Genomic DNA, 505 nt, shown 5'->3' with positions numbered 1-505 from the left:
GCCGGGGGTTGCGGGTCGTGGCGTCGAGTACCGCCAGGGCCTGCCGGAGCCGTGCCGCCGCCTCCGCCGGACGGTCCAGCCGGCGGTGGTGGTCGCCCAAGTGGTAGAGGGTGATGCTCTCCAGGACCGGATCACCGGTGGACCGGTGCCGGTCCAGGGCCCGGTGCAGGTACTCGCCCGCTTCCCGGGCCCGGCCCGACAGCATCGCGGTCACCCCGATGTTGGTCTCGCAGACCCGGATCGCCCAATCGTCCCGGCGTTCCTCCGGCTGCGCCCGGAACAGCGTGAGCGCCCCCTGGAAGTGCAGCCGCGCCTGCCCGTAGGCACCTGTGCCGAGACAGTGGTCGCCGAGGTTGCCGATCGTGCGGGCCTCCCCGACCCGGTCGCCGATCGACGCGAACAGGGCCCGGGCCACACGGAGTTCGGCCAGCATCTCGTCATGGCGGCCGAGCGCGCCCAGCGCCGTCGCCAGGTCGTTGCGGGCCTGGCCCTCGCCGTACCGGTC

General features: G+C 74.1%; 1 protein-coding gene. It reads right to left on the bottom strand.

Annotated elements, in window-relative coordinates:
- The coding region (locus tag VR45_RS39460) for a tetratricopeptide repeat protein (protein ID WP_045944788.1) at window positions 1-505 on the bottom strand (505 nt) is incomplete at both ends.

Origin of the sequence: Streptomyces sp. NRRL S-495 (assembly GCF_000966955.1) — a bacterium.
GTDB lineage: Bacteria > Actinomycetota > Actinomycetes > Streptomycetales > Streptomycetaceae > Kitasatospora > Kitasatospora purpeofusca.
Note: the sequence above shows the minus strand (reverse complement) of the source record. Positions and strands in the feature narration are given on the sequence as shown.